Below are 8,287 nucleotides of genomic sequence, written 5' to 3' on the forward strand. Positions count from 1 at the left end.
TTGGCAGGCCATCGCGCAGCGATTTTGTTCAATTTGAAGTTATGGAGGAATGATAGTGAGTTATATTACAATGGAAATATGGACTGGAATATGGATATTAGTGAGATTATTTCCAATGGCACTTATTATTTTTGCAGGTGTTATGATTATCGAAGTGGGTATTGAATTTATCCAGAAGAAGAAAATTGAAGTTAAGATTTTAAATTGGTTATGTCAATTCTTATGGATTCTAATAGTTGTATCAATATTAAAAATTACAGGAATTATTGGTGGTAGTTTTGGAATATCCTCACCACTTGATAGTTATATTAGTTTTAAATTATTTGAGGATGGATTTAATGCGGCAACTATTTTGAATATATGTCTATTCATTCCATATGGATTTTTGCCAGTATTTATTTTTAAGAATATCCACAAGCATTGGTGGAATGGCGTTATACTTGGAGCAGTATTTTCGATTGGTATAGAATTTTTGCAAACATTTATTGGAAGGTTTGCACAGTTAGATGATGTGATTATGAATACTTGTGGGACTCTCGTTGGATTTTTGATAGGATGCTTGTTACTTCGTATAACCACAAGGAAAAAATAAATTTCAGTCTGTAGGGATGAAAATTTGAATTCGTAGGAGGTATCGAAAAATGAATAGGAAAACTTTATTCTGTTTTCTGACAGCTTTGATAATGATTTTTGTTCTTGCCGGCTGTAGTGGAAAGAATAGTGGTGGGAATATTGACAATGTTCAAATTCCTGATTGGAAACCATCGGAAATATATTCAGACAGTGATATTGAGGCGGCTTTCCAAACAGTAAAAGACTATTTCGGCAACGAATTTGACGGCTGCACACTGACAAAACTGTCCTATCCCGGAGATACATACGCCGATGAATTTGATGAATGGACTGAACAATATGACGCGGATGAAGCAATCGTAATATTATCATCTTTCGATGTAGACTCATCAGGCGGGGATGGTTCGCTTAATCCGGATTCAACATATGATGATTGGAAATGGATTCTAATTAGGAATGACAGTGGGAATTGGGAACATGTTGACCACGGGTATTAAAGCGACAAATTTCAGTTTGGAGAATTGAAAAAAACGGAATTTACCTATTAAGACATATAAACTCTTGACAATAAAGCTCCTATATAGTATGTTTTTGATAAACTACTATATAGGAGCTTTTGTATGGAAATGAATGGAGGATTTCTTGTCACCAAAATAAAACAGCTTGGAGACCGGATTTTCGAGAAGATTCTCAGTGAAAAGAATATTGATGCGTTTAATGGAGCCCAGGGACGTATTCTTTATGTGCTGTGGCAGGAGGATGGTATCTCAATCAGGTCACTCTCGACTAAATGCGGATTAGCGATAACATCTCTTACTACGATGCTGGAAAGAATGGAAAATCAAGGGCTGATAAGCCGTGTTCAGTCTAAAACGGACAAAAGGAAAACACTCCTGTTTCTGACTGAGAAAGCACATGCCTTAAAGGGCGAGTACGATTCTGTATCTGATGAGATGGGCAGTATTTACTACAAAGGTTTTTCAGAGGAAGAAATTACCCGGTTTGAGGAATGCCTCGACCGCATCAGAAAGAATCTTGAGGAGTGGCAGAAGTCATGAGTATTTGTATCAAAGATCAGATTCAGAACATGAATATCGTCATTGGCTGCACAGTGGGGTGTGCATATTGCTATGCCCACAACAACGTGAAACGCTGGCATATGATTGATGACTTCGCTGACCCTGAATTCTTTCCGGGTAAGCTCAAGATGATGGAAAAGAAACGTCCGCAGAACTTTCTTCTTACTGGGATGAGCGATCTCTCCGGATGGAAGCCGGAATGGAGAGATGAGGTATTTGCAAAGATCCGTGAAAATCCACAGCATCAGTTCCTGTTCCTTACCAAGCGACCTGATTTGCTGGATTTTGATACCGATCTGGAAAACGCATGGTTTGGCATTACGGTGACGAGGAAAGCAGAACTGTGGCGTATCGACGCCCTTCGGAAAAACGTTAGAGCAAAACATTACCATGTTACCTTTGAGCCGTTATTCGACGATCCCGGCACAGTTGACCTTTCCGGAATCAATTGGATCGTTGTGGGCACCATGACCGGAGCTCAGAGCAGGAAGATTCATACGGAGCCGGAATGGGCATGGTCTCTGACGAACCAGGCACATAAGCTCGGCATTCCGGTGTTTATGAAGGAAGACCTTGTCCCTATCATAGGGGATGAAAATATGATTCAGGAAATGCCGGAAGAATTTAATAAAGTGTTAGAGGTACAGAAATCATGGAAGAAGTAATAAATGGAATCCTCATTCGTGAGGTGGAAACAAAGAACATCATGACTAAGTCTAGTCTGCCGGTAGGCGGTTACTCGGTCAATCCCTATGTGGGCTGTACACATGCCTGCAAGTATTGCTATGCTTCTTTTATGAAGCGCTTTACCGGGCACAAGGAGGAATGGGGCACTTTCCTTGATGTGAAGCATTGGCCGGAAATTAAAAATCCGAAGAAATATGCCGGACAGCGGGTGGTCATCGGTTCTGTGACAGATGGCTACAATCCACAGGAGAAGCAATTCGGGAATACCAGAAAACTTCTGGAGCAGCTGATCGGCAGTGACGCAGATATTCTGATCTGCACAAAGTCAGATCTTGTGGTACGGGATATTGATCTGCTGAAGAAGCTTGGACGTGTAACCGTTTCATGGTCGATCAACACACTAGATGAAAATTTCAAGAACGATATGGACTCTGCTTCGAGCATTGAGCGCCGTATCTCTGCTATGAAGCTGGTATATGAAGCAGGTATCCGTACAGTCTGTTTCGTATCCCCGGTATTCCCCGGTATCACGGATTTTGAAGCAATCTTTGAGCGGGTAAAGGATCAGTGCGATCTGTTCTGGCTCGAAAATCTCAATCTTCGAGGCGGTTTCAAAAAGACAATTATGGATTATATCGCCGGAAAATATCCTGATCTTGTACCACTTTACGACGAGATCTATAACAAGCATAACCGCAGCTACTTTGAAGCACTTGAAGTAAAAGCTGAGAAAATGGCTAAGAAGTATGATTGTGCCTTTGTGGATAATGAAATGCCTTATGGCAGAGTCCCGCAGGGACATCCGGTGATCGTAGATTATTTCTATCATGAGGAAATCCGTGGGACAGAGAATACCGGAAAAAGAAATCGCTAACTTCAAGTTTGTCAACTTGCCCTTTGAGAGAGGAGAAATCCTTTTCTCAAAGGGTTTTTTCTATTTATACGGATATTCGCAAACTACAAGATAAAGCCAAAACTTCATATACTCTAAGCACAAGGAGGTTGAGGTTTGGCTATGAACAACAGTTTAGCAGAAGTACACAAAGCACTTTATGGATATCATGAATGGAAGCTATGCCCAAACACATTTCCCTTGCAAGTTATGGGATGCAGGAGAAAAGGGACTTACATTATCTGCTTTTGAATGGGAGAAGGATAGAAAAACGCTGATATATGGGCAGGTAGACTATATGTATGGAGAAGCACTTTATAAGCCTGAAATGAAAGAAGGAAATCCTATAAGGTTATATAGTTTGGATGAAATCACGGAGATATTCTGTAAATTAGGACTTCGTATTTGTAACAGCTTTGCTGATTTCAGTGGAAAGCCGAGTTCTGATAATGATATTCAATTGATGGTTTATTCCATACGGGAATAAATCTTCATCAAATCTTTATTTTTTTCTGTTAGGTTATATTTCAGTAAGAAATGAAATATAGAAGGAAGGATAGTAAAGATGGAAATGATGTTACAGACACAAAATCTATGTAAATATTTTAGAAAACAGAAAGCGGTAAATAATGTTTCACTTAATATCGAAAAGGGACAGATTTATGGACTGCTTGGACCGAATGGCGCTGGTAAATCTACCACATTGAAAATGCTGACCGGTATGATGAAACCAACTGCAGGAAAGATTTACTTTGATGGAAAACTTTTGGATAGGAAAGATTTATCAAAAATAGGAGCGTTAATTGAAAATCCGCCTATTTATGAAAATCTTTCCGCCAGAGAGAATTTGAAGGTAAGACAATTATTGCTTGGTACAGATGAAAACAGAATTGATGAGGTCTTGCAGATTGTATCACTTACAAACACCGGAAAGAAGAAAGCAGGACAGTTTTCTTTGGGGATGAAGCAAAGACTAGGCATTGCAATGGCATTGCTTGGAGAACCGGAACTTTTGATATTGGATGAACCTACGAATGGATTAGATCCAATAGGCATCGAGGAATTACGAGAGCTGATCCGGTCTTTTCCGGAACAGGGAATCACTGTAATTCTCTCCAGTCATATTCTCTCAGAGGTACAGTTACTTGCAGATAAAGTCGGGATTATTTCAGGTGGAATCTTAGGATACGAAGGAGCATTAAAGCAGGGAGATAATCTTGAAGATTTGTTTATGAATGTGGTAAGAAAAAACCAGAAAGCAGGTGAAATCCATGGTTAATATTATAAAAGCAGAACATCAAAAAGCCAAAAGAACCATGCGAAAAAAGTTTATCTGGGGATTTCCTCTTCTTACATTTGTCATGGCATTTATATTTACTCTTGGGATGACAAATGCTTATGCAGAAAGTGTTTGGAACTGGTGGTATACACTTTTGCTGCCGGGGATGATTGCTCTATTTTGTTATCTTTCTGTGGCACAGGAGAAAAAGATAAAATACTATCATTTAATGACTATTCCCACAGACAGAAGAAAATTGTTGCTGGGGAAAATTATTTATATTGGGTACATGATTTTGTTTTCTAATGTGATTGTGTTTGCAGGAGCAACGCTTGGAGGCTTTCTTCTAACGACACATGTTCCAGTTGGAGGAGCGTTGATTGCAGTATTGTTTCTGACGGTTTCTGAGTTATGGGAGATTCCGGTAGCTTTATTTTTAAGTGAACGATTTGGAATGATTGTAAACCTGTTCGTCTGCCTATTTATTACCGTCAGCGGTGTGGTAATATCACAAACCAGAATCTGGTATGTACTTGTTTCTGCAATCCCTATGCGAATGATGTGCCCGTTGCTTCATGTTTTACCAAATGGACTTGCCGCAGAAGCAGGGAATCCTCTTTTGGATACGGGAGTCATTGTTCCGGGAATGTGTCTCTCAATCATCTGGTTTGTTTTTGTAACGGTTCTGTTTTTGAAATGGTTTGAGAGAAGAGAGGTGAAATAAGATGATTGGAAGATCTCTTAATGCAGACTTGCGAAAGATGAAAGGAACATCTGTGATTCTGGCACACTTACTGATTCCGATTATAACCAGCGTTATATTTTTAATATATTACTTTTTTTCACCATGGAATGAAAATATGAAAGTGATTGCATTTTATCAGGCAATAGGAGCAGGACTTCCGGTACTTATTGGAATTTTTACAGCAAGTGTGATGGAACAGGAACAAAATGCAGGTAATTTTCAAAACCTGTTGTCTTTACCAGATAAACTTACAGCATTTTTATCGAAACTGTTGATGCTACTGGTTTTGTGTCTGTGCTCTATCCTATTGACAGCAATCATATTCGGAATTGGATTTGGAAGAATCGCATCAAGCGATATCGAAATCATGAAAGGATGTATATTTGCAGCATTGCTGCTGTGGGGAAGCAGTGTTCCACTTTATCTGTGGCAGCTGATTCTGGCTTTTCAGTTTGGAAAAGGGGTATCCATTGGAGCAGGGATTATATCAGGACTAATTAGTGCATTGATGCTTACCGGACTTGGAGATTATGTGTGGAAATATGTATTTGTCTGCTGGACGGGTAGAGTACCATATACTTATCTGCAATCTGTATTGGGAGAAACTAGTGTAGGTGAATGGTTGTCATTCATACCAGGTTGCTTAATATTTACAGGGATTAGTATGGTATACTATTTTTGGTGGGTAAACCACTGGGAAGGAAACAGAATATCGGAATAGAATCGAGGGAAACTATGGCAAAAATACTGGCAGTTGATGATGAACCGGCAATTTTGGAAATGATAGAAAGCATTTTGAATAAGGATGGACATCTGGTTACCAAAGTAAGTAATCCACTAAAAATTAATATGGAAGAATTACATCGTTATGACCTGATTTTACTGGACATTATGATGCCTGGAATTGATGGCTTCGAATTATGCAAAAGAATTAGGATACTTGTGGATTGTCCGATTTTGTTTCTTACGGCAAAAACGGAGGAAAACAGTCTGGTAAACGGACTTTCTCTAGGTGCAGATGATTATATTTCAAAGCCATTTGGAGTGATGGAACTTCGGGCAAGGATCAATGCACATCTTAGAAGAGAGCACAGGGAACATTCTGTCCGGATGGTTTTGGGAAGGGTCTGTATTCAAATATCTCAAAAGAAACTATTGGTTGATGATAAGGAACTTCCTCTTACGAAAGCGGAGTACGAAATCTGTGAATTTCTGGCTAAAAACAGAGGACAGGTTTTCTCGAAGGAACAGATATTGGAAGCGGTCTTTGGCTTTGACAATGAGAGTAATGACAGTACTATAATCACGCATATCAAAAATATAAGAGCAAAATTTGCGGATTATGATTATACACCGATAAAAACAGTCTGGGGGATTGGATATAAATGGGAAGAGTAAAGAGAAGCAATGCACTCAGCTGGATTTTTATGAGATATGTACTGGTCATGCTTGGATCATTAGTAGGTTTGGTGATTGTTGCTTGGCTGCTGCTGTCCCTTTTGATTAGTGTGGGCTGTATCTATCCGGCGAATTATGCAGAGCAAAAGATTAATGAAGCATATGATACGATTTTACGTGCGGATAAAGTAACTGCTGAGATGATTCCTGCACTTTGTGATTATGTAATCTTTTCAGAGAATGGAGAGAAAATAGGTGGAGATCTGTCAGAACAATACGAACAGATAGCATGGAATGTTGCAAAGTACGGAAACGCATCCGGGAAATATTTTTATAAAGTAATTGTAAGGGAAAATGAATATGTTGTATTGCAATATCGCCTGACACCTCAATATCATTCAGCTTTTTTGAGGGAGCATTTTATAGAACCACAGAATGTGATGAGTATTATGTCAGTGATTGGAGCGGTAGCGATTATCATCATTCCGTCCATACGTTTTGGAAAAAGAATCAAAAAGCAGATGCAGCCTGTATTAGACGCAATCAGACAAATAAAGGATCAAAATCTGGAATATGAGACATCCTGTTCCGGTATCAAAGAGTTTGATGACTGTTTATCGGCAATCGATGATATGCGAGATGCATTGCGAGAATCTTTAGAAAAGCAGTGGAAAACAGAGCAGGAAAAGAAACAACAGATGTCTGCTTTGGCGCATGATATTAAAACACCTCTTACGATTGTACGGGGAAATGCAGAACTACTTTCAGAGACTGAACTGACCACAGAACAGAAGAATAATATCACTTATGTTTTGAACGGCACAACACAGATACAAAGTTATGTAAAACAGTTGATAGATGTCACAAAGTCATGGAATTGCAGTGATGTTACCTATACAACGGTGAGGTTAGAAGATTTTTTCGCAGATATAAAGGAACAGGCACTCGGACTGGTAGAAATCTATCACCAGAAAATAGATTGGAAGGCGGGACAAAGTGATAAAAAGGTAACGATTGCTTATGATCCAATGTTCCGGGCCGTAATGAATATGATTCAGAATGCAGTGGAGCATACAAAAGAAAATGGAATCATTTATATTGACGCAAAGGAGCAGGATGGCCGGCTGACATTCATTGTGGAGGATAGCGGATCAGGATTTACAAAAGAAGCATTATTGCATGGCACAGAGCAGTTTTTTATGGATGACACAAGTAGAAATGGCGAAGCCCATTATGGGATGGGACTATTTTTTGCAAAAACTGTGGCTGAAAAATATGGTGGAGGTATTAAACTTTCAAATTCTGAAAATACAGGTGGGGCGAGGGTAGAAATATTTTTCCTGAGTAGTCAGGAAACAAGCTAAATAGACCGCAATTAAGCTATGTAAAAGAAATTTTGCCCATTTTTAAAACAAACAGAAATACAAATTCCAGTTGATATTTCACATATTTTAGGAAATTTAATAACTGTTATATTTAATTATCAAATTCTTCGCAAACCCTTGAAAATACTAAGTTTGTAGCAAGTGAGCTTTCCCTTACTCTTTCCCTTGTGTTATATTCTCACATTGGTTTTCATGAACCTTAATATGGGAAAAAATAAGGGAAAGAAAATTTCATAACACAGTATAACA

At 38.8% G+C, this 8,287-nt stretch carries 11 protein-coding genes; all 11 read left to right on the top strand.

The window, feature by feature from the left end; genetic code table 11:
* Positions 1-55 precede the first annotated feature (55 nt).
* Positions 56-592 carry a VanZ family protein gene (locus HMPREF0373_RS01315; protein ID WP_049946793.1) on the top strand — a complete coding sequence of 179 codons (537 nt, stop codon included), beginning with the start codon at positions 56-58 and terminating at the stop codon, positions 590-592.
* 49 nt (positions 593-641) lie between these two features.
* Positions 642-1,070, top strand: a complete 429-nt coding sequence (locus tag HMPREF0373_RS01320) for a hypothetical protein (RefSeq protein WP_021737745.1) — start codon at positions 642-644, stop codon at positions 1,068-1,070.
* 123 nt (positions 1,071-1,193) lie between these two features.
* Entirely contained in the window at positions 1,194-1,631 is a 438-nt protein-coding gene (locus HMPREF0373_RS01325; RefSeq protein WP_015567822.1) for a radical SAM mobile pair system MarR family transcriptional regulator, read from the top strand.
* The gene (locus HMPREF0373_RS01330; protein WP_021737746.1) at positions 1,628-2,317 is read left to right on the top strand and encodes a radical SAM mobile pair protein A; all 690 of its coding nucleotides are present in this window, start codon (positions 1,628-1,630) and stop codon (positions 2,315-2,317) included. The genes HMPREF0373_RS01325 and HMPREF0373_RS01330 overlap by 4 nt, the downstream gene beginning before the upstream one ends.
* The gene (locus HMPREF0373_RS01335; RefSeq protein WP_021737747.1) at positions 2,305-3,213 is read left to right on the top strand and encodes a radical SAM mobile pair protein B; all 909 of its coding nucleotides are present in this window, start codon (positions 2,305-2,307) and stop codon (positions 3,211-3,213) included. Before HMPREF0373_RS01330 ends, HMPREF0373_RS01335 begins: the two co-directional genes overlap by 13 nt.
* 178 nt (positions 3,214-3,391) lie before the next feature.
* A complete protein-coding gene (locus HMPREF0373_RS17230; protein WP_021737749.1) occupies positions 3,392-3,718 on the top strand; it encodes a hypothetical protein in 327 nt (108 codons plus the stop codon).
* 78 nt (positions 3,719-3,796) lie between these two features.
* Positions 3,797-4,510 carry a lantibiotic protection ABC transporter ATP-binding protein gene (locus HMPREF0373_RS01345; protein ID WP_005609481.1) on the top strand — a complete coding sequence of 238 codons (714 nt, stop codon included), beginning with the start codon at positions 3,797-3,799 and terminating at the stop codon, positions 4,508-4,510.
* Positions 4,503-5,234: a lantibiotic immunity ABC transporter MutE/EpiE family permease subunit gene (locus HMPREF0373_RS01350; RefSeq protein WP_004853398.1), complete on the top strand. Its 732-nt coding sequence runs from the start codon at positions 4,503-4,505 to the stop codon at positions 5,232-5,234. Before HMPREF0373_RS01345 ends, HMPREF0373_RS01350 begins: the two co-directional genes overlap by 8 nt.
* A 1-nt stretch (position 5,235) precedes the next feature.
* Complete coding sequence (locus HMPREF0373_RS01355; RefSeq protein ID WP_021737750.1) at positions 5,236-5,976, top strand: lantibiotic immunity ABC transporter MutG family permease subunit; 741 nt, start codon at positions 5,236-5,238, stop codon at positions 5,974-5,976.
* A 14-nt stretch (positions 5,977-5,990) separates the two neighbouring features.
* Positions 5,991-6,653, top strand: a complete 663-nt coding sequence (locus HMPREF0373_RS01360; RefSeq protein WP_005359225.1) for a response regulator transcription factor — start codon at positions 5,991-5,993, stop codon at positions 6,651-6,653.
* On the top strand, positions 6,641-8,017 hold the full coding sequence (locus HMPREF0373_RS01365) for a sensor histidine kinase (RefSeq protein WP_021737751.1): 1,377 nt from the start codon (positions 6,641-6,643) through the stop codon (positions 8,015-8,017). Before HMPREF0373_RS01360 ends, HMPREF0373_RS01365 begins: the two co-directional genes overlap by 13 nt.
* Positions 8,018-8,287 lie beyond the last annotated feature (270 nt).

This window comes from Eubacterium ramulus ATCC 29099 (genome assembly GCF_000469345.1).
Lineage (GTDB): Bacteria > Bacillota > Clostridia > Lachnospirales > Lachnospiraceae > Eubacterium_I > Eubacterium_I ramulus.